This window comes from Metasolibacillus fluoroglycofenilyticus (assembly GCF_003049645.1).
Taxonomy (GTDB): Bacteria; Bacillota; Bacilli; order Bacillales_A; family Planococcaceae; genus Metasolibacillus; species Metasolibacillus fluoroglycofenilyticus.
This window is the reverse complement of record NZ_PYWK01000001.1, coordinates 1,948,757-1,972,120: the sequence shown is the minus strand read 5'-3', so window position 1 is coordinate 1,972,120 and position 23,364 is coordinate 1,948,757. Positions and strand designations below refer to the sequence as shown.

Annotated in this window: 28 protein-coding genes and 1 other annotated feature; of the genes, 20 read left to right on the top strand and 8 right to left on the bottom strand. The window is 37.9% G+C overall.

The annotated features are described in order from the left end of the window. Positions 1-24: 24 nt before the first annotated feature. From C9J36_RS09220 to C9J36_RS09135, 18 genes are all read left to right on the top strand, one after another. Complete coding sequence (locus C9J36_RS09220) at positions 25-612, top strand: hypothetical protein (protein WP_107942897.1); 588 nt, start codon at positions 25-27, stop codon at positions 610-612. A gap of 98 nt (positions 613-710) precedes the next feature. Continuing rightward, positions 711-1,298, top strand: coding sequence for a Maf family protein (locus C9J36_RS09215; RefSeq protein ID WP_107942896.1), 588 nt, complete (start codon positions 711-713; stop codon positions 1,296-1,298). A gap of 23 nt (positions 1,299-1,321) precedes the next feature. Beyond that, on the top strand, positions 1,322-2,014 hold the full coding sequence (gene radC / locus C9J36_RS09210; protein WP_066162414.1) for a RadC family protein: 693 nt from the start codon (positions 1,322-1,324) through the stop codon (positions 2,012-2,014). A gap of 524 nt (positions 2,015-2,538) precedes the next feature. Continuing rightward, positions 2,539-3,558: a rod shape-determining protein gene (locus tag C9J36_RS09205; RefSeq protein WP_066162417.1), complete on the top strand. Its 1,020-nt coding sequence runs from the start codon at positions 2,539-2,541 to the stop codon at positions 3,556-3,558. A 12-nt stretch (positions 3,559-3,570) separates the two neighbouring features. Next, the gene (gene mreC / locus C9J36_RS09200) at positions 3,571-4,479 is read left to right on the top strand and encodes a rod shape-determining protein MreC (RefSeq protein ID WP_066162420.1); all 909 of its coding nucleotides are present in this window, start codon (positions 3,571-3,573) and stop codon (positions 4,477-4,479) included. Further along, positions 4,480-5,007 carry a rod shape-determining protein MreD gene (gene mreD / locus C9J36_RS09195; protein WP_107942895.1) on the top strand — a complete coding sequence of 176 codons (528 nt, stop codon included), beginning with the start codon at positions 4,480-4,482 and terminating at the stop codon, positions 5,005-5,007. Between the two features lie 187 nt (positions 5,008-5,194). Beyond that, on the top strand, positions 5,195-5,863 hold the full coding sequence (locus tag C9J36_RS09190; protein WP_107942894.1) for a septum site-determining protein MinC: 669 nt from the start codon (positions 5,195-5,197) through the stop codon (positions 5,861-5,863). A gap of 1 nt (position 5,864) precedes the next feature. Then, entirely contained in the window at positions 5,865-6,662 is a 798-nt protein-coding gene (gene minD / locus C9J36_RS09185) for a septum site-determining protein MinD (protein ID WP_066162428.1), read from the top strand. 311 nt (positions 6,663-6,973) lie between these two features. Continuing rightward, positions 6,974-7,510 carry a hypothetical protein gene (locus tag C9J36_RS09180; RefSeq protein ID WP_066162432.1) on the top strand — a complete coding sequence of 179 codons (537 nt, stop codon included), beginning with the start codon at positions 6,974-6,976 and terminating at the stop codon, positions 7,508-7,510. Between the two features lies 1 nt (position 7,511). Then, positions 7,512-8,120, top strand: coding sequence for a site-2 protease family protein (locus C9J36_RS17505; RefSeq protein ID WP_235616025.1), 609 nt, complete (start codon positions 7,512-7,514; stop codon positions 8,118-8,120). Between the two features lie 40 nt (positions 8,121-8,160). Next, positions 8,161-8,247, top strand: a sequence feature (ribosomal protein L21 leader region). 15 nt (positions 8,248-8,262) lie between these two features. Further along, a complete protein-coding gene (gene rplU, locus C9J36_RS09170; protein ID WP_042475035.1) occupies positions 8,263-8,571 on the top strand; it encodes a 50S ribosomal protein L21 in 309 nt (102 codons plus the stop codon). A 17-nt stretch (positions 8,572-8,588) separates the two neighbouring features. Then, positions 8,589-8,927: a ribosomal-processing cysteine protease Prp gene (locus C9J36_RS09165; RefSeq protein ID WP_066162437.1), complete on the top strand. Its 339-nt coding sequence runs from the start codon at positions 8,589-8,591 to the stop codon at positions 8,925-8,927. Positions 8,928-8,940: 13 nt separating this feature from the next. Further along, entirely contained in the window at positions 8,941-9,240 is a 300-nt protein-coding gene (gene rpmA, locus C9J36_RS09160) for a 50S ribosomal protein L27 (RefSeq protein ID WP_066162440.1), read from the top strand. A gap of 178 nt (positions 9,241-9,418) precedes the next feature. Continuing rightward, positions 9,419-9,946, top strand: a complete 528-nt coding sequence (locus C9J36_RS09155) for a Spo0B domain-containing protein (RefSeq protein WP_107942893.1) — start codon at positions 9,419-9,421, stop codon at positions 9,944-9,946. A 5-nt stretch (positions 9,947-9,951) separates the two neighbouring features. After that, entirely contained in the window at positions 9,952-11,241 is a 1,290-nt protein-coding gene (gene obgE / locus C9J36_RS09150) for a GTPase ObgE (RefSeq protein WP_107942892.1), read from the top strand. 17 nt (positions 11,242-11,258) lie between these two features. Further along, positions 11,259-11,714 carry an ACT domain-containing protein gene (locus C9J36_RS09145; RefSeq protein WP_066162449.1) on the top strand — a complete coding sequence of 152 codons (456 nt, stop codon included), beginning with the start codon at positions 11,259-11,261 and terminating at the stop codon, positions 11,712-11,714. Positions 11,715-11,995: 281 nt separating this feature from the next. Further along, a complete protein-coding gene (pheA, locus tag C9J36_RS09140; protein ID WP_066162452.1) occupies positions 11,996-12,865 on the top strand; it encodes a prephenate dehydratase in 870 nt (289 codons plus the stop codon). 10 nt (positions 12,866-12,875) lie between these two features. Next, a complete protein-coding gene (locus C9J36_RS09135) occupies positions 12,876-13,262 on the top strand; it encodes a thiol-disulfide oxidoreductase DCC family protein (protein WP_107942891.1) in 387 nt (128 codons plus the stop codon). 45 nt (positions 13,263-13,307) lie between these two features. On the opposite strand, the gene C9J36_RS17300 is transcribed toward C9J36_RS09135, so the two are convergent. From C9J36_RS17300 to C9J36_RS09115, 5 genes are all read right to left on the bottom strand, one after another. Next, a complete protein-coding gene (locus C9J36_RS17300) occupies positions 13,308-13,451 on the bottom strand; it encodes a hypothetical protein (protein ID WP_161956396.1) in 144 nt (47 codons plus the stop codon). Between the two features lie 193 nt (positions 13,452-13,644). After that, positions 13,645-14,739, bottom strand: coding sequence for an ABC transporter permease subunit (locus C9J36_RS09130; protein WP_107942890.1), 1,095 nt, complete (start codon positions 14,737-14,739; stop codon positions 13,645-13,647). Continuing rightward, entirely contained in the window at positions 14,736-15,617 is an 882-nt protein-coding gene (locus C9J36_RS09125) for an ABC transporter ATP-binding protein (RefSeq protein WP_107942889.1), read from the bottom strand. Before C9J36_RS09125 ends, C9J36_RS09130 begins: the two co-directional genes overlap by 4 nt. Then, positions 15,614-16,876: an ABC transporter permease gene (locus C9J36_RS09120; protein WP_107942888.1), complete on the bottom strand. Its 1,263-nt coding sequence runs from the start codon at positions 16,874-16,876 to the stop codon at positions 15,614-15,616. The genes C9J36_RS09125 and C9J36_RS09120 overlap by 4 nt, the downstream gene beginning before the upstream one ends. A 438-nt stretch (positions 16,877-17,314) precedes the next feature. Beyond that, positions 17,315-17,641 carry a hypothetical protein gene (locus C9J36_RS09115; protein WP_107942887.1) on the bottom strand — a complete coding sequence of 109 codons (327 nt, stop codon included), beginning with the start codon at positions 17,639-17,641 and terminating at the stop codon, positions 17,315-17,317. Positions 17,642-17,955: 314 nt separating this feature from the next. Between C9J36_RS09115 and C9J36_RS09110 the strand changes: the two genes are divergently transcribed. Further along, entirely contained in the window at positions 17,956-18,501 is a 546-nt protein-coding gene (locus C9J36_RS09110) for a hypothetical protein (RefSeq protein WP_107942886.1), read from the top strand. Between the two features lie 108 nt (positions 18,502-18,609). Here the strand turns inward: C9J36_RS09110 and C9J36_RS09105 are convergent, their stop codons facing one another. Next, positions 18,610-19,770, bottom strand: coding sequence for a GGDEF domain-containing protein (locus C9J36_RS09105; RefSeq protein ID WP_107942885.1), 1,161 nt, complete (start codon positions 19,768-19,770; stop codon positions 18,610-18,612). 96 nt (positions 19,771-19,866) lie between these two features. Between C9J36_RS09105 and C9J36_RS09100 the strand changes: the two genes are divergently transcribed. Next, entirely contained in the window at positions 19,867-21,798 is a 1,932-nt protein-coding gene (locus C9J36_RS09100) for an elongation factor G (RefSeq protein WP_107942884.1), read from the top strand. 77 nt (positions 21,799-21,875) lie between these two features. Here C9J36_RS09100 and C9J36_RS09095 read toward each other — a convergent pair whose 3' ends face one another. Both C9J36_RS09095 and C9J36_RS09090 read right to left on the bottom strand, forming a co-directional pair. After that, positions 21,876-22,742 (bottom strand): helix-turn-helix domain-containing protein, encoded by an 867-nt coding sequence (locus C9J36_RS09095; RefSeq protein WP_107942883.1) that lies wholly within the window; start codon positions 22,740-22,742, stop codon positions 21,876-21,878. Between the two features lies 1 nt (position 22,743). Next, positions 22,744-23,280, bottom strand: coding sequence for a sigma-70 family RNA polymerase sigma factor (locus tag C9J36_RS09090; RefSeq protein ID WP_066162479.1), 537 nt, complete (start codon positions 23,278-23,280; stop codon positions 22,744-22,746). Positions 23,281-23,364: the final 84 nt, after the last annotated feature.

The following is a 23,364-nucleotide window of genomic DNA, read 5'->3' as shown; positions in this document are numbered from 1 at the left end:
GGTACTAATAAGGTGGTGAAAAGCATGCGAAAAAATGAATGGATTCGAGCTGCGTTATTAGGTATCGCTTCAGGGCTTATCGGAGTTGCTCTCTTTGTAATGATATTAAATTTTGTGAGTAGTGAAAAGGTAAGTGAGGAGAAGGAAGACGTTTTACCTGTGCAGCAGGAAGTTGTTGAAGAGGTAAATGCTTCTTTTTATGCGAGCCAGCATGGCCTTTTTTCAAGCAAGGAAGGCGCAGAGCAGTTTATTGCGGCAAATCCCCTTTTGAATAAAGCGGCAATTATTGAAATGGACAATCAGTTTTTCATTTGGTCAGCATTATCAACAAATAAAGAGGTTGCGACACTGGCGCCATCTGCCTTCTTTAAGCAATTGTCAATTGTTGCTGCGTGTAGCGAGCCAACAATGCAAAGATTACCTGAAATTCTAATGGATGAAAAGTATCTAAAAAATTATTTTGGACAAGAGCAAAAAGAGGGAGAGGTTCCGGCTGACTGGGGGGAGATACTCGCAGCAGTAACAAGCCTTTCCAATGATATAAATGTGATGCGTTTACATATTTTTACGCATTATTATGGTGAAAATGATTGCTTGAAAATTGAATTTTGAGCAGTCAATTGAGTAGCAAATATTAAATTTGGACATTTGCTGTAATTGTTCAAAAATACTTTTCTCCGCTATGATAGAAAAAGTAGGAGGAGATTGAAATGAATATTACAACACAAACAAAATTTGTACTTGCTTCAGCATCGCCAAGACGTAAGGAGCTACTAGCACAGCTTCACATTCCGTTTGAGGTAATTACGAGCAATGTAGAGGAAACGAGCGTGCAAGCACAATCAGTTGAGCAGTATGTACAGGGAGTCGCTCGTTTAAAAACACGTGATGTCGCGGCGAAGTGTCATGGGAAAACGGTTATTGGTGCTGATACAATCGTTGTTTTTCAAAATCGTTTACTACATAAGCCAAAAAGCCGCGCTGAAGCTGTCCAGCATTTGCAAGCACTATCAAATAATCGCCATCGTGTATTAACGGCTGTAGTAATTATTCAACCAGATGGAGAAGAAACGGTTTTCGTTGAAGAAACAATCGTAATTTTTAAAAAGCTGTCAGCTAAGCTAATTGAAGCATATGTTGATTCTGGTGACCCGTTTGATAAGGCGGGAGGCTATGGTATTCAAACACATGGTGCTCTTTTTGTCGAGCGAATTGAAGGTGATTATAATAACGTAGTAGGATTCCCGCTAGCTTCAGTATTTGAGCAACTCATTCATCTACGCCTACTAACAATTTAATGGGAAGGTTGTGAAGCCGTATCATGACAATGTTTCAAGCATTGAAAATACGTGATGTTCATGAAGCAGATCGTCCAAGAGAACGCTTAATACGCCAAGGTGCGCAAAGTTTATCCAATCAAGAATTACTAGCTATTTTGTTGCGCACAGGTACAAAAGAAGCATCAGTACTCGCCCTCGCTAATCGAGTACTGATGGATTTTGAAAAGCTCCACGCATTAAAGCATGCTACATTTGAAGAAATAACCTCGATTAAAGGAATTGGTGAAGCTAAAGCTGTCCAGCTTCTCGCAGCTATTGAGCTTGGTAGAAGGCTCGCGCAAAAAGAAATTGACTCCCGTTACACGATACGTTCCCCTGAAGATGCAGCCGCATATTTAATGCCTGAAATGGAATCTTTAACTCAAGAAAATTTCGTCGCCCTCTTTTTAAACACTAAAAACCAAATTATCCATAAGCAAACGATTTTTATTGGCTCGCTTAATGCTAGCATAGTTCACCCGAGAGAGCTGTTTCGTGAAGCAATAAAGCGCTCTGCGGCTTCCATAATTTGTGCGCATAACCATCCGTCAGGTAATGCCACGCCAAGTCCAGAAGATATTGATGTTACACAGCGCTTGCAGGAGGCTGGGATAATTATTGGCATTGAGCTACTCGATCATGTAATTATTGGAAATCATCAATATATTAGTATGAAAGAGAAGGGGCTTATGTAGTCACAATAAATTGTCACTGTCCTTGTCGCAGAAAACATGTGCTCCTGCGATTACTCGTCGCAGAAAACATTGTTGATTGAAATTTAGCCTTCAGTAGATGTTAGGGATTTTGAAAGGAATAAATTGTGCAAGCACTATTCAAAGCCTTGATGCAGTTACGTCAAGATGTAATTGAACAAGAAGTCCATTTTATTAAGATAAAATTAAGAAGCGTGAGGAAATTTCGTGAATGAACGAACCTTTCTCACGCTTTTTCGTCATAATTCTGCAATGAAACTGTAAAAATAGTGGGCGATTTTTCATTTGTTTCATGTCAGTAGAAAGAATACAATAGAAAAGTGGGTAAAAGAAATCGTTATTTATCGGATTTTGCAATATATCACACTATAATTTTTAGCTTTTATCCGCTATAATTAAGCGTATCGTTTAGATAGGCAACATGCTGTAAATAATATTGCTATATATTAAGCAGCTTATTTACAAAAAATAAAAAACACGGTTTATTAAGAAAGGAAGTACAGACATTGTTTGGAATTGGAAATAAGGATGTCGGGATTGATCTCGGCACAGCAAATACACTAGTTTTTGTTAAAGGAAAAGGAATTGTTTTACGCGAACCTTCAGTAGTGGCGAAAAATATCAAAACAGGCGATATCGTCGCTGTAGGAAATGACGCGAAAAATATGATTGGACGTACACCAGGCTCAATTGTGGCGATTCGTCCAATGAAAGATGGCGTCATCGCAGATTTTGATATTACAACAGCGATGATTCAATATTATTTGAAGGAAGCTTTAAAAAATTCAGGTTCAAACTGGAAAAAGCCGAATGTAATGATTTGCGTACCATTCGGTATTACGTCAGTAGAGCAGCGTGCAGTAATTGATGCATCGCGCCAAGCAGGGGCGAAGGATGCATTTACAATTGAGGAGCCGTTTGCAGCAGCAATCGGTGCGAATTTGCCAGTATGGGACCCAACTGGTTCGATGGTAGTAGATATCGGTGGTGGTACGACTGAAGTAGCTGTTATTTCACTGGGGGGTGTTGTAACGAGCGAATCTGTTCGTATTGGTGGCGATGCAATGGACCAAGCAATCATTGCTTATATTCGTAAAACATATAATTTAACAATTGGTGAGCGTACAGCAGAAGCAATTAAAATGGAAATTGGTAGTGCGCGTGCAGATGACAATAATGCAATGATGGATATTCGAGGACGCGATCTTGTGACAGGTTTACCAAAAACAATTGAAATTACTGCACAAGAGATTTCAGAGTCTTTACGTGAATCAGTGACAGCAATTATCGATGGGGTGAAGCGCACGTTAGAGCAAACACCGCCTGAATTATCTGCTGACGTAATGGAGCGAGGCATCGTTTTAACTGGTGGTGGCGCTTTATTACAAAACTTAGATAAAGTTATTAGCTCTGAAACAAATATGCCTGTCTTTATTGCGGAGGATCCATTAGATTGTGTAGCGATTGGAACAGGAAAGGCGTTAGACAATATCGACTTAATTCGCGCACAGCAATTAAAAGGATAAGGTGATGAAACAATGCCACATTTTTCAAATAAAAAAATTATCGTGTTATTAGTTAGCACAGTTTTTCTAGTGGCATTGATTGGCTTCTCGTTAAGCAACCGTCATAATGCAACATTACCAGAGCAAATTATTAAAGATACTGTCGGCTTTGCACAATCACTTGTTGCAAAGCCAGCAAGTTACATAACAGGTATATATGGTAACATCGAAGCCTTGCTAAATACGTATGATGAAAACAAACGTTTAAAAAGTCGACTAGAAGATTTTGTCGTTTTACAATCCGAAGTCGACGGATTAAAATCAGAAAATAAAAAGCTTCGTGAGTTAATTGACAAGGAAGAAAGCTTGCGAGAATATCAGCCGATTCATGCAACTGTAATTGCACGAAATCCTGATCAATGGGAAGAGAAACTTATTTTAAACAAAGGTCAAGTTCATGGAATTGAAAAAAATATGGCCGTTATGACAGCGCAAGGGTTAATCGGCAAAATTATCGCGGTAACGCCATTTACATCGGAAGTCGAATTACTCTACACAAACAATGCCAATTACCGAGTTTCAGCACTTGTACAAGGTGAGAAAGAAGATATTGCAGGTTTAATTGAAGGATATGACGGGGAGCGTAACGAATTAATTTTAAAGCGCATCGATTCCAATAAGGAAATTGAAGTTGGAAAGCATGTTGTTACTTCAGGTTTAGGTGGTATTTTCCCAAAAGGTATTTTAATTGGCGAAGTAACGGAAGTAACGACAGAAGACTTTGGACTAACGAAGATGGCATTTGTTAAGCCATCGTCGGATTTTGCTATGCTTGAAAATGTTATTATTGCGAAGCGTGAAGTGACTTCTGTTGATGGCTCAGATGGAAGTGGCACAAATGTTAATTTGACAGACCCGCCAGAGGAAGAGGGAGAGGAATAAATGTTTATCCGTTTACTCATCCCAACAGTTGCAGTATTATTGTTTTTATTAGAGCCATTATTTGCGAAGTTCTCGCCGATTGTTATAGGTGAACAACTCGTTTTTTTGGTGCCGCGCTTTTTAATATTGTATTTAATTTTTATTGCGATTTATTATAATCGCAAACGTGCAGTGTATTATGGTCTGTTTTTCGGGCTATTGTACGATGTGTTTTACATTGATATTATTGGATTGTACACATTTTTATACCCGTTGCTATGCTTTATTGCCGGCTGGAGTGTGAAATATATTCATCAGCATTTAGCCATTACAACAATTTTGGCAGTCATGCTTGTTGCATCAATGGAAGTCGTTCTATACGAATTTTTCTTTTTAATAAATTTCACGCCAATGACAGTACAAACATTTTTTAATAGCCGCTTAATACCGACAATTTTGGCTAACCTATTATTTCTAGCGCTGCTCGGCTGGGTGTTTAAATATTTAATCAACAAGCGGGTATTACAGCGTGCACGCAATGGGGCTTAAACCTCCTGTGGGGGAAGGGCAAATTTAGCAGGAAAATAAATTTCAGCTGATGAAAGAGAAACTCAATTTAGAACGCCATGTCCGATAGCATATCGGTCTAAGCTTAGACTTGAAATGCTTTCTTGTGTAAGCGTCAAAGAGATGGACAAGGCATAATTGATAATGGAGTGTGGGGTGGCATATTATCATGAAAAAACAGCTCGTCCATATTAAAGGAACGAAGGACGGTTTAATACTTCGGCTTGATGATCAATGTGCCTATGCAGAGCTTTTAGAAGAGCTAGCACAGAAAGCTTCTGAAGGTGGAATTGAAGGGAAGTTAGACGTGCAGCTGCATTTAGGAACCCGTTATTGCACAGCTGCACAAAAAAAAGAGCTTATTTCAATTGTCCAGCAGCAGGGAAACTTAATTGTTTCAAAAGTACAGAGCGATGTATTAACAATCGAAGAAAGCAATCAAAAAATGCTACAAAAAAAGTGCGATACATATGTTGGGATTGTACGTTCAGGTCAAGTGCTAAGAGCAACAGGTGATATTATCGTGCTAGGAGATGTCAATCCAAACGGGCGCATTGAAGCTGGAGGCAATATTTATGTTCTTGGTAAACTAAAAGGTATTGCACATGCGGGTGTAGAAGGTAATGAGGAGGCTGTAATTAGCGCCTCTCATTTTGAACCGACACATGTGCTCATAGCAGATTGCGTTGAAGTGATGTCGAATGAGCAGCAAATTGTCAAAGAAAATACCGATCAGCTATGTGCGTATATTAATGAAAGTGGTACAATTTCTTATGATCGTATTCAAAAAGTAAAGGAATTCCGTCCATCTTTTACAACATTTAAAGGGGGAAGCTAATGTGGGAGAAGCAATAGTAATCACTTCGGGAAAAGGTGGCGTAGGTAAAACAACTACAAGCGCCAACCTCGGTACTGCATTGGCTCTTCAAGGAAAAAAAGTATGCTTAGTAGATACAGATATTGGTCTGCGTAATTTAGATGTTGTGTTAGGTTTAGAAAATCGTATTATTTATGATTTAGTTGATGTCGTGGAAGGTCGCTGTAAAGTGCATCAGGCACTTGTAAAGGATAAACGAGTCGATGATAAACTTTTTTTACTACCTGCAGCTCAAACAACAGATAAAAACGCTGTGACACCTGAGCAAATGAAGAGCTTAGTTAACGAATTAAAAAGTGACTTTGATTATGTGTTAATCGATTGTCCAGCAGGTATCGAGCAAGGCTATCGCAATGCGGTAGCTGGAGCGGACCGCGCAATTGTCGTGACGACACCTGAAATTTCCGCTGTGCGCGATGCAGATCGAATTATCGGCTTATTGGAGCAAGAAGAGATTGAGGCACCGAAATTAATTATTAACCGCGTTCGTCATCATTTAATGGCCTCTGGTGATACGATGGACATTACCGAGGTGACAACGCATTTATCTATTGATTTATTAGGAATTATTATAGATAGTGAGGACGTGATTAGCTCGTCAAACAAAGGTGAGCCAATCGTGATGAATCCAGATAATAAAGCCTCCTTAGGCTATCGCAATATTGCACGTCGTATTTTAGGTGAATCTGTGCCATTAATGTCAATCGAACCAGAGCCAAAGGGCATGTTCGCTAAAATCAAGTCATTGTTTACAAAATAGGGTAGGTAGGGCGTTCAACAAGCAGTGCAGTTGCCTGCTTGTTGAACGCTTTCGTTTGTGTTTTATTAAAATTGCGACTGTTTGAAAAGTTGGATAGCCTGTTTTAAAGTTGTAAACATTGAGTCTAGTTGATGTTTCTTTGCATTTCAAATGAATAAAAAAGTAGGTTATTTATCGTTTTGCTTTCGATATAAGCTTCTGCGCTAATACTATTATCTTTGTCGTATATGGCGTGTCTCAAAATCACTTTTCAGGTACGCTCTTTTTTCTTTGCTTCGGCATATACTGTTAAAAACGAATAGGATGGTGGCATGAAAAGATGGCAGTGGGGCATTGCCTTTATATTATGTGTTATTGTGTGGGGAACGACGCAATTGCCAGAAACGAAAACGACGAGCTTTATTAAACGCGTTGTTTATAGTCAAGATGATTTAACATTTATGCGCAATACACTACGCAGTATTTCGATTTTCGAAGGGGAAAAGGTTGAAGTAGCTGATTACCCTGAAATGAGAGAAATGCTAAACTTTACAGCAATTCAGCCAAGTAATAAAGGCTATTTAATGACGTATGAGGAGACGGTAAGTCTTTTTGCATTGCAAAATGGCATCGTTGTCTTTACCGGCTATACGAAAGAAACAGGACAAACTATTTCAATTTTTTACGAGGACAATACAACTGTGACATATGGCTTTATTGATAATTTTTCATTGCTGCCATATACAACGATTGCTGTCAATGAGCTTGTTGCGACAAAACAAGCAGGCGATTTATATATTCGCATAGAGAAGGACAATCAGGTGCTTGATTTGGAAAAAACATTAGCTTGGCTAAATGAGCAGATGTAGCATGTTGCGAATAACGATACACCCTTTATTGTTGCTTGTTCTGTTGATGATGGTCTTTACTGGTAATATCGCACTTTATAGTATTATTTTATGCTCTTTAATTGTACATGAAATGGGGCATTTATTAGCAGCGAAGGCTGTCAATTTACAGTTAAAAAGCTGTGTGATTATGCCCTATGGTGGAGAAATTAAGCTGCGGCAGGAAGGCACGTATTTACAAAGGCTTATCATCGCGCTCGGTGGACCTTGTGCAACACTTATTGGGATGGCAAGCTGTATGCTGTTACCGCCGCTGCTTGCTGCTCCCTTTTTTAAAGTGCAATTTTATTTACTCTGTTTAAATTTATTGCCCTTTTTACCGCTCGATGGTGGGAAAATCATATGTTATTTGCTGCTCACCCTATTTCCAAAAGCAAAAATATATGAGCTTTTTTTATCGCTTTCGCTGTGCTTTTTTACTATAATTGCAATATTAGCATTTATCATGCTACCAAAATCTATTCCTGTTCTATTGCTAAGTATTTTATTATGGATTAATTTAGTAGGGGAATGGAAGTACCGAAAATACCGCATTGCTTATGAGAAAATTGTTTTGAATAGGTTGACGTAAGTTTTTTCTTATGGTAGTATTTTAATGTTATTGTTTGTAGCACCCGCTACAACCGCACTGGCAAGGTGCCTAAGAGTAGCTAGTTTAGCTAACACCTTGATAGTAACAGGCGAGTCTTAGTCTAAAGAGGAGGTGCATTTTAATGTACGCAATTATTGAAACTGGTGGTAAACAAATCAAAGTTGAAGCAGGTCAAGAAATCTATGTTGAAAAGCTAGGTGTGGCTGCTGACGAAATCGTAACTTTCGATAAAGTTTTATTCGTAGGTGGAGAAACAGTTAAAGTTGGTGCTCCAACTGTTGAAGGTGCAACTGTTACAGCAAAGGTTGTAAAAGAAGGTCGCGCTAAAAAAATTACTGTTTTCAAAATGAAAGCGAAGAAAAACTACCGTCGTAAGCAAGGTCACCGTCAACCATACACAAAATTAGTTGTTGAAGCAATCAACGCTTAATTTCGAGGTGAACTCACGTGATCACGGTAACTATTTATAGTGATGAAAATCGCAAATCGTATGGATTTGAAATATCAGGTCATGCACTTTCTGACGTTTATGGACGTGATTTAGTATGTGCGGGAGCATCTGCCATCGCCTTTGGTGCTGTCAATGCGATACCACAGCTTACAGGAATCACACCTGAAATCGAGCAGGGAGATGAGGGAGGCTACTTAAAGGTAACAATCCCAAATGACTTAGAACGTGAAACAGACGATAAGCTTCAAATGATACTGAATACTATGGTGACACAATTTTACACGATGACAGCTAGTTATTCAGACTTTATTGAATTGAAATATAAAATGGTCTAGGAGGTGCATCGCAATGAACTTATTATTAACATTAGACTTACAATTTTTCGCATCTAAAAAAGGTGTAGGTTCTACGAAAAACGGACGTGACTCTGAATCAAAACGCCTTGGCGCTAAACGTGCTGATGGTCAATTCGTAACTGGTGGTTCGATTCTTTACCGTCAACGCGGTACGAAAATCTACCCAGGTACAAACGTAGGCCGTGGTGGAGATGATACTTTATTCGCTAAAGTTGACGGCGTTGTTAAATTCGAACGCTTAGGTCGCGACAAGAAAAAAGTATCTGTATACCCAGTAGCTCAAGAAGCATAATGGTTATAACGAAGGGCTGACGCGTAAAGCTATCATTTACGTGTCAGCCTTTTTTCTATCAATGGATGACTGGAATTTTCTTAAGTATTGATACACTGGAACTTTTCTATGTAGTTTTAAGGGAAAAAAACTGCAAAACTTGCTATACTAATAACGATAACTGATTGGAGTGTAGAACATGACGACAAAGCTGTTAACGGTAAATGAGGTATTGCGTTTTGCCAATCATGATTTTTTAAATCAACTGAATTTAATTTCAATGAATTTAGATTTACAGCGTATTGAGGAAGCGAAGCAAATTATTAAAAATATTTCAGACAATAGTAAAAAGCTATCGAATATGAATAAATTGCAGCTACCACAAACTTTAGAATGGCTTCAAACATTCACATGGCGCTTTCCAGCAATTGATTTAAAGCTCCATAGCGATGTGCAGCAAGCAGTAAATCAACCACAGCTTGATGAAAAGCTAGCGCAATACTTGGAAAACACAGTCATCCATATTTATGATGGGCTTGATGCATATGCTGAGCATCAGCTTCAAATTACAACAAAGTCAGATGCATCACAATTTCAGTTGATTTTTCATTTAACTGGTAATTGGTCTGAGATGCCGATAATAAAAGAAACCGAACATATGTGCATTGATATGATAGAAGTGACAAACCATTCGTTACACTATGTATTAAGCGCAGGACTGGAGTGAAAACAATGTTTGTCGATCACGTGAAAATTTATGTAAAAGGTGGAGACGGCGGAGATGGTATGGTTGCTTTCCGTCGCGAAAAATATGTGCCAAATGGTGGTCCAGCTGGTGGAGATGGTGGTCATGGTGGAAATGTCGTGTTCCAAGTTGATGAGGGGTTACGTACATTAATGGATTTCCGCTACAAACGTCATTTCAAGGCAGAGCGTGGCGAGCATGGAATGAGCAAAGGGATGCATGGACGTAAGTCAGAGGATTTAACTATTAAAGTGCCGCCCGGGACTGTTGTTATTAATGCAGAAACGCAGGCTGTCATTGCGGACTTAGTAGAAGACGGTCAAAAAGCAATTATTGCGAAGGCTGGTCGTGGTGGTCGAGGCAACTGCCGTTTTGCGACACCAGCAAATCCTGCCCCTGAACTCGCTGAAAAAGGGGAGCCTGGGCAAGAGCTAGAAGTTATTTTAGAATTAAAAGTATTGGCTGATGTCGGCTTAGTAGGGTTTCCATCTGTTGGGAAATCAACTTTATTATCCGTTGTATCTGCTGCAAAGCCGAAAATTGGTGCATATCACTTTACAACAATTGTACCCAATTTAGGAATGGTAGAAACGGAAGATGGTCGCTCGTTTGCAATGGCCGATTTACCGGGATTAATTGAAGGTGCACATCAAGGCATTGGACTAGGAATGCAATTTTTACGTCATATAGAACGTACACGCGTTATCGTTCATGTAGTTGATATGAGTGGGATGGAAGGTCGCGATCCATACGAGGATTATGTAACAATTAATGAGGAGCTAAAGCAGTATGATTTACGCTTAACAGAGCGCCCACAAATTGTTGTTGCAAATAAAATGGACATGCCTGAAGCAGAGGAAAATTTACAAAACTTCCTTGAAAAGGTGGGGGACAGTGTGAAAGTATTCCCTGTATCAGCTGTATCACGTCAAGGCTTGAAAGCCGTACTCTTTGAAATTGCTGACTTACTTGAAGTAACACCACAATTTGAACTGCATGAAATTAGTGCTGAAGAATCCGATGCAACAGTGCTTTATAAATATGAAAAACAAAATGAAGATTTTGAAATTACACGGGATGATGACGGTGCATTTGTCTTATCAGGTTATTCAATTGAACGATTATTTAAAATGACAGACTTTAGCCGTGAAGATGGTGTAAGACGCTTCGCTCGTCAATTACGTGCAATGGGGATTGATGATGCCCTACGTGAGCGTGGTGCAGAAAATGGCGATACAGTTCGCTTAATGGAATTTGAATTTGAATTTGTAGATTGATGCGCGGGGGTAGAAATATGAAAAACGTAGCAAATCAACGCTATTATTTAGTGCGTGAGGATGTTTTGACGGATGCAATGCAAAAAACATTAGAGGCAAAGGCCTTATTACAAAAGGGTGCTGTCGCCTCTATTTGGGACGCCGTCAAGGAAGTGGATTTATCACGCAGTGCATTTTATAAATATCGCGATGCTGTTTTTCCTTTTCACTCCATCGTTCAAGAACGTATTTTAACATTATTTTTACAGTTGCAAGACCGTAAAGGCTCGCTAGCAAAATTACTTGAAACGATTTCAGAGGCACATTGCAATGTATTAACGATTCATCAAACGATACCCATTCAAGGGAGAGCAAATGTTACCTTATCACTTGATGTAACGAATATGAATGTGGACTTAAATGAATTGATTCAAATTTTAAAGCGTCTTGATTTTATTGAATCAGCAGAGGTTATTAGCTCAGGCGCATTGTAGGGGATGTTCCGAAAGCAGTGCATTGCCTGCTTTCGGAACACTATCGATAATGTTACATTAAAAAGTATCTCGATAAAATAGAAAAGGGATTCTTTGAAAATGACATAAACACTAGGTTTAGCAGTGCTATTTTTTGTAGAAGAGCCGGAATGGAAAATTTGCTTTTAAGTGTTCTCTGTAAAATAAAGGATAATCAAGACACTTAAAACTTAAAATAGGTATAAAGCTTACTTTTCGCTTTATAAAAGACTGAAAATTTAGAAATAAAGGGAGGACATAAAATGTCAACACAAAATTGGGAAAAGCGCATCGCATACTTAGGTCCAGAAGCATCATTTACATATTTAGCGACAAAGGGCTTATTCCCAAATGATTGGCTAATGCCACAAGCCTCGATTCCAGAATGTATCGAGGCAGTTGCTGAAGGAAGAGTGGACTTAGCAGTAGTGCCATTAGAAAATGCATTAGAAGGCTCTGTCCCTTTAACGATTGATTATTTATTCCATGAAGCGAATCTTTTCGTTGTAGGAGAAATTACATCAAAAATTCAGCAGCACTTAATGGTACATCCAGAGCAAATGAAGAATTGGCAAAACATTGAAGCAGTTTATTCGCATCCACATGCATTAGCACAATGCCATAAATATTTATTTTACCGCTTTAGCGGTGTGCCGTTGCATCAATATTCGTCAACTGCTGCGGCGGCAAAGCTTGTAGCGGATTCACCAGAACGATGCATTGCGGCAATTGCTAATAGCGCTGCTGCTGAAAAATATGGGCTGACGATTGTTGAAAACAATATTCATGATTTCCATTTTAACCATACGCGCTTCTTTGTTTTAGCAAGGGAAAATATACGCCTACCACAAGCTGAAAATGATATATTAAAGACAACGTTTATGATTACATTGCCAACAGATGTATCAGGGGCACTTCATCAAGTATTATCCGTATTTGCATGGCGCAAGCTGAACTTAAGTAAAATCGAATCACGCCCATTGAAAACAGGCTTAGGTGATTATTTCTTTATCGTAGATGTATTGGCAGATGAGGAAGAAACGATGATGAGGGGGGCAGTTGAGGAATTGCATGCATTGGGCTGTACAGTGAAATCGCTCGGTACATATTATAGTTACACAACACCAGAATGAGGTGAAGGAAATGGCGATTGTCTTATTTGACGGAGAATGTCATTTTTGTGATGCAAGTGTACAATTTATTATTAAGCGTGATCCAAAGGGCTATTTTCAGTTTGCCTCATTGCAAAGTGAGGTAGGGAGGGAGCTATTAGAACGCTATCAAGTGCCGAAAGCTGATAGCATCGTGCTTATAGAAAATGGACGCTATTTCTTACAGTCAACCGCTGCACTGAAAATTGCGCGGCGACTGCAAGGGTTTTGGCGTTTTGCTTATGTATTTATTGCAGTACCTACTGGTGTTCGCAATTTCGCATACAATAAACTCGCAAAAAATCGTTATAAATGGTTTGGAAAAAAAGAACTATGCGAATTACCCTCACAGGATATTCGCCAACGATTTTTATCATGAAAAGCGTCCAAACGGCTGTTTAACCGCAGCTTTTTGGACGCTTTCCTAATCAATTACACCTCGGCATAATTGCATCCAGATTTTTTCGAAAGTTAACTTAAAACCGTCACGTCCTGTGACAACGGTTAACTGACCTGCATTATGCAGACCTCCATCAAAATCTGTGACATCCGAAGCTTGGGCCAACACGATGTTGGTCACTCAATCGTTGCGCTCCTATACTGAGCTCCTCTTTCGCGGCAGAGAATTTGGACTCCCTTTAACTTGAAATGCTTTTTTGCATTTATAGAAGTGGGGGACTTCTGTACCTGTCGCCTTGCTATCGGTGCAAATAAGAATTGTCGCTATGCTTTCTGTACAAAAGTAATTTGCTGAATCAAGTTTAAACTTCACGCATCCGCTGAATACGTAGTAGGGCAAGAATATAAATAATTATCGCTAATAGTAATGTAATTGGAATACTTTGATACCAGCTTGTGCCAACTTGTTGAATGGACAAACCCGCGAAAACGTATAAAAATGGATTAAGCCAATTGACAACACCTATTTGCATGGTGAAAAAGCCGATTAATAATATACTAATTGTTATAAGTAATGTGACAATCGAATTTTTAATAAATAAGCTTAGCAATAAAAGTATAGAGATAGCCAACAAAATCACAATTGTTGTGCTAAGCAATCCCCATATTATATAGTCGCGAATCGTAATAAAAGATATTATGCCATCTACCTCAACGAAAATTGGATAGGCAAACGAGCCTACTTGACCGAATAGATAGCCTACGCCCCATGTTATACCGAATAATCCTAGCGTTAAAAGTAAATAAGTGACAACAGTTGTTGCCCATTTTGCGTGTAAAATAGCTGTTTTACGAATGGGCTGGGTATAAAGTAAACGAATACTGCCCTGCTCAAATTCCAGCGTTAATAAATCACCTACTACTAATAGCAGTAAAACAATTGCTCCTATATTAATATAAAGCGTCGCCACTTGCTTTATATAGTTTGGCAAATTCGTACTATAGTTTTCAAATGTTGGCTCAATCCCTTGTGATAACAGCTGTTCATTGAAAAGAATCGTCGGTTCAATAGCGCTATTTTGAATAGAAAAATCACCACCTGCTTCCTTATACAAGGTAAGCGTTTGTAAAAAGTCGTTTTCTATTTGTAAACGCTTTTCCCAATCAGTTGATTTTACCAGAGGAGCCCATTCGTATAATAAATTTAACGCCTTTGCTAAGTGCTGTATTTGTTCATCTGTCTGCCCACTTTCAGGTGACTTTTGCAGCACACGTAATATGCTTTGCGCTTCTTGTGTATAAGCAGTGACACGTTTTACTTCTTCTTCTAATGCTAAATCTTGCATGGCGAAATTTCGGAAAAACAAGCCTACTCCTACAAATAGTAAAATGGCAAAAGTATAGAGGAAACGGCGACTAAAGAGAATTTTCTTTACTTCAAAAATAAATAGTCTCATTTTCTCAGCTCGCTTTCAAATAGCTCCATATAGCGTTTTTCAGCCCCAATCTTTTTATTTTCAATATGGCGTATTTTCACATCATTCTCATTAAGTGTATCAATGACTTGCTGTAATGCTAGGTCCGCCTCACTAAATATAAAGTGGTCCGCCTCCATTGTGACAGGGAGCTTGTTTGTCGTAAAAATATCACGTGCCCTTTCGCTATTGGAAACATAAATTGAATAGTGTGCGATATTTAATTTTTCTAAAGATTCCTCTAAAATTTCGCCATCTTTCATGAAATAAATCGTATTTGTCATTTTATCAATTTCCTCAAGATTATGAGAGGAAATAATGATTGTTGAACCCTTTGCATGCAAATCCATTAAAATATGACGCATATGGATGGCACTTGTCGGATCAAGTCCGTTAATTGGTTCATCAAGTAAAATTAATTTAGGCTCATTTAAAATGGCCATTGCTAACAATAGATGTTGTTTCATACCAAGTGAATAGCTACGCACTCTTTTTTTTGCATATTTATCCATACCGACATATGCAGCTATTTCTTTTGCTTTTCGAGCAGGTAATTTTTGTGCATGGCAAATAAAATTCAAATGATCAGCACCTGTTAAATCTCCGTATAATACACGATTATCCTGTAAATAAGATACTTCATAAAATAGGCTAGGGTCTGTATTCTTTTTTCCAAGAATAGTAATTTCACCCTCTTGAAATGGCAGTAAATTCATTAAACAATTCATCATTGTTGTTTTACCAGAGCCGTTTGGTCCAATAAGTGCAATGATTTGTGGTTCTTCCACTTGGAACGTAATATTTTTTAACACCAGTTGCTTTTTATAGCTTTTCTTCAGCCCTTGTACATTAATAATCATGACATAACCCCTTTACGTAGCTTTATACTGCAAAATGTAACAATAAGTACGATTAATGTGCTTATTGCTAATGATAATAAGCCTTGTTGATAGGTGAACAATGCATTGTTATGAATAATCGTATATTCCCCATTTAAAATCGGATATACAGTAAGGTAATGGAAAGGAATCCATTGTGTCCAACTTAATAAAAATGTTTGCTCTGTTAATGCTTGACCAAGCACTAACACAATAATCGTTAGCCCAATCGCTAAAATAGCGCGATTTGTCAAAACAGAAAATAAAAATAGCAAGCTAAAGCCAAATGCTAAAACAAGTACAAATAATCCCCCCGCCTTGCTTAAAAACTGAGCAATTGACAAAAAGGAATACGTTCGTTCTGGACCATAGATTAAAATAGGGTATTGCCAATCTCCTAGTCGATTAAAAAGTGTACCAAGACCGACACCAATAATTGCTGTTAAGCTAACGATAAGAAGGGAGCCAGCCATAACTGTAAACGCTTTCGACAACCAAAATGAAGAGCAGCGAATCGGCATAGTGCGGAGTAAATGAATTGGTCCATTGCGTCCAAAGCCTTCTTTCGTCAAAATATCCGAGAATAAAAAGAGTAAAAAGATGAGTCCAACCAAGCTAAAGCCATATTGGAACAGATGAAACAGAAAATATGTGCCAGTGGAGGAATGAAAAGATGATAGACTTTGAGCTAGTTGTTGTACAAGTGGCTCAGAGAAATCTTGGTCATATAGCGTAGTGCCTTGATTTTCTAAGCCTGACGCAAGGGGCTGAACCGACTTTTCCTCCATCCAGCGCATTTTATCCATATGTACTAGGACAGTAAAAGGTGTTGGATAAAGATAGCTGTTTTTATATATTTCTAAATCCTTCAATGCTCTTTCTTCAAAACTAATAAAATTTAAAATTTCTCCCTGCCAATAAAGAGGCCAATTTTTCCTTTCTAGTCCCTCCTGCATCATCTGAAATCCTTCGTGCTGCCTCTTGGTATTTTCTAAAAAACTTTCTCTATACTCTTTTTCAGTCCCAGTTAAGCTTTTTAATTCTTCTTCTGTCGCCACAATACTATCCTGATAGTACATAATATTTTCTGCGACAAAAGCTTCAATTTCATCCTGCTTCATTGTTTTTTTATCAATGTAAAAAAAATAACAACTCACTATAATTAATAAAAGTCCAATTAAAAAATAACTAAATTTGGCACGCTTCATCTTTGTCCATTCGAGTCGCAATAATTGAAGCATATAAGCCCTCCTTTTTTGAATAAATAAAACGGAATTATTTACTTCTGTATCTATTACTAGAAATGGTAATACAATATAAATTGTAATCTACCAAAACCAAGATGTAAATACATTATTTGTATTTGAATTTGAGACATTATAATAATATGTAGGGTAAGATAGGAAATATGTTAAAATAATGGATGTGAAATACAAAATAGGTGCTGGCATCATATTAATTACTTGCCAACGAAAGAAGAGGGAAAAGTGATATATTGACATTGGTATGATAATAAAAAATAAAAGGTATTTTTCTTAACAGAAAGTAATAAGAGAAAAATAGACCGTATGAAGTCTAAGTTTTGAAATGGACTCCATACGGTTCTATTTAGATGGTTATACTAAAAAGAATGGGAAATGATGATTTACAAGGAAATCATCATTCCCCGTAAACTAAATTCATTGCTCTTCGTTTTCAAGTGGTGCAGACAATACACAAGGACCTGAACATGTAACGGTACCAGTATAAATAACAAGTATATGGTCGCCTGTATCGGCAGTTTCTCCTTTATAAAGAGTGCCAGTCCAGCCACCCAAGCTATAATAAATAGAAGACGGGATACTTTGGTTTTTCGAATAAACCCTTGTTTCAGTAACCGTTTTAGAGTAGCTCATGGCCTCTACTACGGGAGAAGAATCATTTGAAGCTCCAACTTGAAGTGGTGAGCCATAAAAAGCACCAAAAATTAAACCAACTGATAAAGCACTAGCTGCGATTTTTTTCATATTTATCCTCCATCCTATTTTTGTATTATTATATTTCTAGAATGAAACTAATTTTAAATGAATAAGAATTGTTGTTACTAGTTTTTATCCGCGCGCAGAGTTAGGAATATATCCCTCGGAATCCATTATATTGTATTTTGTGATATATGTAAATATTTTTCATTCGACACTATTTTTCGGGTTAATTCGAGGTAATTCGCTATCGTGAAAATAGAGAAATTATAAAATTTATTTTACTACATTTATTTATATAGTAATTGTTTGATTTTTACCCATTTTTTGATATTATCATAGCAAAGAAAGGTGGGGTTTTTATGAAAATAATAGTAGCTTTAATGTTTAGCTTTCTATTGTTAGCTGGATGTCAAAGTGAACAAGTGAAGCAAGAAAAACTAGAGGGGCAAGAAGAATTTACATTTTATGAGCGCAATGTTAAGCCCAGAATGCTTGAGGTAGTAGCTGTAGAGGGAAGCAACGGAACAGCCTATACTCCTTTATTGTCATATTGCTGGAATCCGGATTTAACACAATGTCCATCTGAATTAAATAATGAGCCTCCGAGTCAAGATGTTTTTGAGAATTCACCTGCAATGAAAATTAAACCAAATGAGAAATTGCAATTACAAATAGTAAAGACACCGGATGATTTCAATGAAAATGTCAAAGAAAAATTGCCCTTTCCAACAAAAATTGAAGCATTTAAAGTTATTAGTAACCAATATGAGCCCGTAGAGTTAAAGGATGATTATTTGACAATGCCTGCTGAAGAAGGAAGATATATTTATCTATTTAGAGTAACCTATGATGAGGAATTCAAAGGTATTGCTTATTATGCTTGGCAAGGTAAGGTAGAACAATAATAGAGGAAGCTGTTAGCAAGAGGGCACTGAAAAAGTCTAAGAAATAACTAAAGCGATTACGTAAAAAGAAATCCATTTACGCAATCGCTTTTCTGTCTATTTACTATATTAAAAGGTTACAGCATAAACTTGATTACGACCATTTTCCTTTGCATGATATAAAGCTTTATCAGCGTTTGTATAAAATGCATCTAAGGAGATGGCTGTCTGAACTTCTGTTGTAGCGGAGCCTAAGCTTAATGTACATTGTGTTGAAATATACTGGAATGAATATTGGGAAATGGTAGTCCGCAATGCTTCTGCTAGCTTAGTTGCTCTGTCGATTTGGCAGTTTGGTATTAAAATAACAAACTCATCTCCGCCATAGCGCCCAAAAATAGCCTCTTTCGGAAGTGCATTTGCAATTACTTTGGCAATCTCTCTCAGTACATAATCCCCAGCATCATGTCCGTATGTATCATTAATCCCCTTAAAGCGGTCAACATCAAAAATAATAAAGGAAACCATGCTTTTTTTCTTTAGCGCTGAGGCAATCAGAGCATCTGCGCGCTGAATAAAGGCGTGTCTATTATAAATATTTGTTAACTCATCCATCATAGCCATACGTGTCAATTCAATATCTGTTTGCTCTTTTACGAGTAAAATAAAACCAATGCTACCGACGAGCATTTCAATAAATCTCGTCAAGAAGGCAAGTGTTTGATATTCATTTTCTGCAAAGAGCGTTACGTCGGTTGAAACAAATAGTGCATTATATGTACGCAAGACAAGTGACAGTGCAATGGCACTATATAAAATAAGCATGATGCGTTTCAAAATAGATGCTTTACAAGTAAGATAAAATGCTCGGATTGGGAATCCAATCAGTACAGTAACGGTTATAGATATAATAGCAATGCGCACATTGTCAAAATTATAAAACAAAATAGCTGCATAAAAGCTAAGTAAACCAAATAATGATACAATAACGATAGCTTTTCTCGCAGTAGCTGTGAGATATTTTAGCAACAACAGTAGTGCAATACATTCAATCATTGTACCGATAAGCAACAGTGTATTACTTAAAAAAGTGGAAACGATGAATGGCAATATTTCGCGAAATAGTATAATAGTAAATGCAATAATTTGTAGGAGCTTTCCTATTACAAATGTCCAAATAGTACGGTTATTATACTGGTAGCTGTATGCTGAAATAAGCATGATAACACAGCAATGTCCAATAACAAGCAAAAGAATAACCGTCTTTATATCAAGTAATAAAAGTGACATATATCTGTACCCCTAACTACATCAAAGAAATTGTTATTATTATACACAAAATAATGTTTAAAGTCGATTGGAATTATAGTGAAAAAAGGTGAAGTGATGTTTAAAACAATTGGAATTTTAGCCCATGTAGATGCAGGGAAAACGACTTTTTCCGAGCAGCTACTTTATCATATGGAAGGCATTAAAGAAAAGGGGCGTGTTGATAATAAAAATGCTCATTTAGATTTTCATGCATTAGAAAGGGCACGCGGAATTACAATTTTTGCAGAGCAAGGGCGCTTTCAATATGAAGGTGATACATATACATTAATTGATACGCCGGGGCATGTTGACTTTTCTCCTGAAATGGAGCGCGCGATTCGCGTAATGGATTATGCGATTGTTATTGTGAGTGCAGTGGAGGGAATTCAGGGGCATACCGAAACCGTATGGCAGTTACTGAAAAAATATAATGTGCCAACATTTTTATTTATAAATAAAATCGATCGTGAGGGTGCAAATAAGGAGCAAGTACTTGCAGCGCTTCATCAAGAGCTGTCAGAGGAAATTTTATTTATAGAAAATGATACGAGTGAGGAGAGCGTTAAGGAATGGCTAGCTGAGCGTGATGAACAAATGCTCGAATTGTTTTTAGAGGGCAAGCTAGAAAATACGATTGTTATGACACAACTGCAAAAGCAAATTGCAGCGCGTAAGCTTTTCGTTTGCATGGCAGGAGCGGCACTAAAGGATGAAGGGGTATTACCATTTTTTCAGCAGCTTGCTAAGCTCACAATAGCGTGCTTTGATACTACAGCGCCATTTCAGGCTGAAGTATTTAAAATACGGCATGACTCTACTGGACAGCGACTTACTTTTATGAAGGCATTGCAGGGACGCTTACAAGTACGCGATGCGTTTACATTTGGTGATACAACAGAAAAAGTAACGGAAATCCGCTATTATAATGGAGCGAAGTTTGAAACAACGACAGTTGTGGAGGCGGGTGAAATATTTGCAGTAAAGGGCTTAAACCAAGTGGCGATTGGTAGTGTTATTGGGGGTATACCAAATGAAAGCATGTTGAAATTAGTGCCAACATTACAGGCCAAGGTTGTCTATCATGGTGATTTGCATATGAAGGAAGTGTGGCAGCAGTTCCGTTTATTAAATGAGGAAGAGCCTTCATTGCGTGCAATTTGGCAGGAGGAATTACAGGAAATCCATGTTCATGTCATGGGGGTGATTCAGCTAGAGGTACTAACTGAGATTGCGAGGGAGCGCTTTCATCTTGCGATTACATTCGCTAATCCGCAAATCATTTATAAAGAAACGATTGCTACAACTGTAACAGGATATGGGCATTTTGAGCCGCTAAAGCATTATGCGGAAGTGCATTTACTTATGGAGCCAGTAGCGCGTGGTACAGGTATTTTGTTTCACAGTGTTTGTCATGCAGACGATTTATCAGTGGGACATGTTCGCTTAGTGGAACAGCATTTATTTGAAAGAGCACATAATGGCTTATTGACAGGCGCTGCGTTAACGGATATTAAGTTCACACTGCTGACAGGGCGCGCTCATGTTGAATATACGTCAGGCGGTGATTTTCGAGAGGCCACTTTGCGCGCGCTGCGCCAAGGTTTAGAGCAGGCTGAAAATGTGCTTTTAGAGCCTTATTATCATTTTAAAATGAAGGCAGCCAATGATTTTTTAGGGCGTATGATGCACGATGTACAACAAGCGCATGGTGAATTTGAAGCACCCACTATGACAGAAAAGAGCGCTATATTAATAGGAAAAGTACCCGTTGCTACATTTATGAACTATAGCACGACATTTGCAGCCTATACAAATGGCAGGGGCGTGCTAAGCTTGCAATTTGCTGGCTATGATGTCTGTCATAATCGCGAGGAAGTCATCGCGCAAAAAAACTATGATAAAAATGCAGATCCACTTTATACGTCATCTAGTATTTTTTGCAAAAAGGGCAAAGGTGAAATTATTCCATGGGATAAAGCGAAAGCTGCAATGCATTGTTTGAAATGAACGTGGAATAAATCTAGAATGAGAGAAAATGACTGGCTAGAAAATGGATTAAGACGCTATTCTCTAGCCAGCTTTTTTTACTCGGCAGTTTGTAATGTAAGTGTTAATGCATCATAGGAATCTCCATTAATGACAAGCGTGTAGTAATCGCTGTAAGAGTTATCTAATGAGAATGGCTGAGCAATTTTTCCACGCTGCTTATTCCCCTCGCTATCTTTGTAATCAAATGAGACATCCAATGCAATTGTTTTATGGAATGTATTATGACTACGGGGAATGTTGAATGAAAGGGAATTGCCATGAGAAAGACTATTTTTTGGTATTGTGTAGCTTTCATCATTGATTGCTAGTTCTAGATTAGATAAGTCGATGGACGACTGATTTACAAATTGTAGTTCGTATTCCTTGCTTAAATAAAGACTAGTACTATAACGATTTCCATTCTTGTCGACCACGATTCGCGGGGCAATTTTTTCGAATGTTACAATAAGCTCGTTATTGCTATAAACAAAATACGAAGTGCCCTCTGTTTTGACAGATATATTTGGATAAATCTTTTTATTTAATCGCTCTTCTGCACGAATAGATTCATCGACTTCCTCTGGGGCTAAAATGAGTGGATTTTGAGGAATGACTCCCATTTCACCATCATAAAAATAAAAAGTAGAATGATGTTCCCCAGCCCGTTCACTTTGGAAGAACTGTCCATCCAAATCGTTTTCGGTAATACGATAGTTGGCTGTGTGTTCGTCTTGTGAAAAAGTGGTGCTAAGTATTATTAAAATAAGTACGGAGAGAGAAAAGGCGATTCGTGGCATCCAACTTCCTTGCTTTTTTTGTTGTGTTTTCGCATGAATTGCAATTCGTTCTTTTTGGGTAAACTGTGCATTTTGAAAAACATTTTGTTCCATTGTATTGCGCAAATTTTTTAATCTTTTTTCCACATTAATCCCTTCCTTCTAATAAAGTTTTTAAATTTCCTCTAGCACGCCTTAATCTGGTCTTTACAGTATTTTCATTGCAGCGCAAAATGGTTGCGACCTCATGGATGGATAGTTCCTCATAGTAATAAAGCAAAATGACTTCTCGATATTTGATAGGTAAGGTGAGTACAGCATGAGCTAATGCTTCATTTGTTTCTTGCTGGATTAAAAAACTTTCCGGAGGCGGCTGGGCTGGTAGCTGTTGATCGTAGCCGCTATCTTTCACAATAATGCGCTTAAACCAAGCAGTGCGGTAATAGTCCTTTGCGCGATTAATTGTAATGCGGTAAATCCATGCTTTGTATGATTGAATAGCGTGTTTTTTATCGTATTGTTCATAACAAGTAAGAAATACATCCTGTACGATTTCCTGTGCTTTGCCCCAATCTTGCACATAGCTATAGGCAAGCTTTGTTAAGGCAAGCCCGTATGTATCCATCAAAGCATCAAGCCAAACTTCTGGCGTAGTTTCTAATATAATTTGCTCTACCTCTATCATCCCCTCACATCCTTTCCTTGCCCCTAAGACGACCTAAAATCCTATTGCGTTTCAAAAGAATGAAAAAAGATTGCAGCAAATTGC

What these genes read in the sequence shown, in the direction of transcription:
- rplU (WP_042475035.1), top strand. Translation starts at nt 8,263, where the DNA reads ATGTACGCAATTATTGAAACTGGTGGTAAACAAATCAAAGTTGAAGCA.
- C9J36_RS09155 (WP_107942893.1), top strand. Translation starts at nt 9,419, where the DNA reads ATGACGACAAAGCTGTTAACGGTAAATGAGGTATTGCGTTTTGCCAAT.
- C9J36_RS09145 (WP_066162449.1), top strand. Translation starts at nt 11,259, where the DNA reads ATGAAAAACGTAGCAAATCAACGCTATTATTTAGTGCGTGAGGATGTT.
- C9J36_RS09180 (WP_066162432.1), top strand. Translation starts at nt 6,974, where the DNA reads ATGAAAAGATGGCAGTGGGGCATTGCCTTTATATTATGTGTTATTGTG.
- C9J36_RS09130 (WP_107942890.1), bottom strand. Translation starts at nt 14,739, where the DNA reads ATGAGACTATTTATTTTTGAAGTAAAGAAAATTCTCTTTAGTCGCCGT.
- C9J36_RS09125 (WP_107942889.1), bottom strand. Translation starts at nt 15,617, where the DNA reads ATGATTATTAATGTACAAGGGCTGAAGAAAAGCTATAAAAAGCAACTG.
- C9J36_RS17505 (WP_235616025.1), top strand. Translation starts at nt 7,512, where the DNA reads ATGTTGCGAATAACGATACACCCTTTATTGTTGCTTGTTCTGTTGATG.
- C9J36_RS09215 (WP_107942896.1), top strand. Translation starts at nt 711, where the DNA reads ATGAATATTACAACACAAACAAAATTTGTACTTGCTTCAGCATCGCCA.
- C9J36_RS09115 (WP_107942887.1), bottom strand. Translation starts at nt 17,641, where the DNA reads ATGAAAAAAATCGCAGCTAGTGCTTTATCAGTTGGTTTAATTTTTGGT.
- C9J36_RS09135 (WP_107942891.1), top strand. Translation starts at nt 12,876, where the DNA reads ATGGCGATTGTCTTATTTGACGGAGAATGTCATTTTTGTGATGCAAGT.
- pheA (WP_066162452.1), top strand. Translation starts at nt 11,996, where the DNA reads ATGTCAACACAAAATTGGGAAAAGCGCATCGCATACTTAGGTCCAGAA.
- C9J36_RS09110 (WP_107942886.1), top strand. Translation starts at nt 17,956, where the DNA reads ATGAAAATAATAGTAGCTTTAATGTTTAGCTTTCTATTGTTAGCTGGA.
- C9J36_RS09100 (WP_107942884.1), top strand. Translation starts at nt 19,867, where the DNA reads ATGTTTAAAACAATTGGAATTTTAGCCCATGTAGATGCAGGGAAAACG.
- C9J36_RS09190 (WP_107942894.1), top strand. Translation starts at nt 5,195, where the DNA reads ATGAAAAAACAGCTCGTCCATATTAAAGGAACGAAGGACGGTTTAATA.
- C9J36_RS09220 (WP_107942897.1), top strand. Translation starts at nt 25, where the DNA reads ATGCGAAAAAATGAATGGATTCGAGCTGCGTTATTAGGTATCGCTTCA.
- obgE (WP_107942892.1), top strand. Translation starts at nt 9,952, where the DNA reads ATGTTTGTCGATCACGTGAAAATTTATGTAAAAGGTGGAGACGGCGGA.
- C9J36_RS09090 (WP_066162479.1), bottom strand. Translation starts at nt 23,280, where the DNA reads ATGATAGAGGTAGAGCAAATTATATTAGAAACTACGCCAGAAGTTTGG.
- C9J36_RS09105 (WP_107942885.1), bottom strand. Translation starts at nt 19,770, where the DNA reads ATGTCACTTTTATTACTTGATATAAAGACGGTTATTCTTTTGCTTGTT.
- mreD (WP_107942895.1), top strand. Translation starts at nt 4,480, where the DNA reads ATGTTTATCCGTTTACTCATCCCAACAGTTGCAGTATTATTGTTTTTA.
- C9J36_RS09120 (WP_107942888.1), bottom strand. Translation starts at nt 16,876, where the DNA reads ATGCTTCAATTATTGCGACTCGAATGGACAAAGATGAAGCGTGCCAAA.
- radC (WP_066162414.1), top strand. Translation starts at nt 1,322, where the DNA reads ATGACAATGTTTCAAGCATTGAAAATACGTGATGTTCATGAAGCAGAT.
- mreC (WP_066162420.1), top strand. Translation starts at nt 3,571, where the DNA reads ATGCCACATTTTTCAAATAAAAAAATTATCGTGTTATTAGTTAGCACA.
- rpmA (WP_066162440.1), top strand. Translation starts at nt 8,941, where the DNA reads ATGAACTTATTATTAACATTAGACTTACAATTTTTCGCATCTAAAAAA.